The organism is Prevotella sp. S7-1-8, from assembly GCF_000758925.1.
GTDB lineage: Bacteria > Bacteroidota > Bacteroidia > Bacteroidales > Bacteroidaceae > Prevotella.
In genome coordinates this window covers 1-865 of record NZ_JRNC01000127.1, presented here as the reverse complement: position 1 = coordinate 865, position 865 = coordinate 1, and the positions used below count along the sequence as shown (strand labels likewise).

At 43.8% G+C, this 865-nt stretch carries 1 protein-coding gene; it reads right to left on the bottom strand.

All coding sequences use genetic code 11. From position 1 onward, the window contains the following. Window positions 1-343, bottom strand: a 343-nt coding sequence (locus HMPREF1640_RS13030) for a hypothetical protein (protein ID WP_081935376.1), incomplete at its 3' end; no start/stop codon positions are given. Window positions 344-865 lie beyond the last annotated feature (522 nt).

The window sequence follows — 865 nt, the reverse complement described above, 5'->3', positions numbered from 1 at the left end:
AATGTCCGTATTGATTGACCAAATACTTCTTCAATACGTCCATAAAGTCAAACCGATAACCCATAAGGGGTACGGCTGTACGGAAGTAGGTGTTAGTGTTCACCGCTTCGGCAAGCCAATTCTTTTCCTCACGGCTCATTCGCTCACCACGATTGAGTTTCACACGGAGAAGATAAACCTTGCTATTACAAAGGCTCTCCAACGGTTCAACTTCCCACTGCACAAACTTAGTTGCCAACACTTGCTCACTTTCATCAACCACCGAACTTATGCGGTAATGAGAGGAGGAGCTATATCCTTTTTCTTTCATCGAAGATGTGATATTTACTTTCTGCTGTTCCATAATGACATTTTTTTTATGCGTCCAAAGATCGGAGTATGCTGATTCCTTTTTGTAGCAAGAACAAGGTAGGGGGCGCAGCCGGCACAAGGTTTTGCAGGAAAATACTACCCGGAATGAAATGTAGGTGTGGAGATTTTCCGTACAAACCAAAGGCACAGACCTTGTGCAAGCCGTAGCCCCTTACTACCTTTGCGAATAAAAAGAAATCAGCACCGACTTATGGCACATCAAAGTGGAATAGATGGACTTAAGAAGCGAAAGTGCAACGCCTGTATGGAAAACGAAAAAGGTGGCTACCTCACGTTGAGATAACCACCCATAAAGAAGAATGAATCGAAGAATATCTTTCCTTGTGCCTTAGAGTACACAGAGCAGGATTGCCAAGATGACGGCAAGCCAGAACAGCCAACGCAGGATTGTAAAGGTTACTTGAAGAATAACTTTGACAATGAAGCGTAGTATCAGGAAACCGAGAATAATCGAAACGGCGGTTACGACTTGCGGCGTAACTATCTTCGAGAT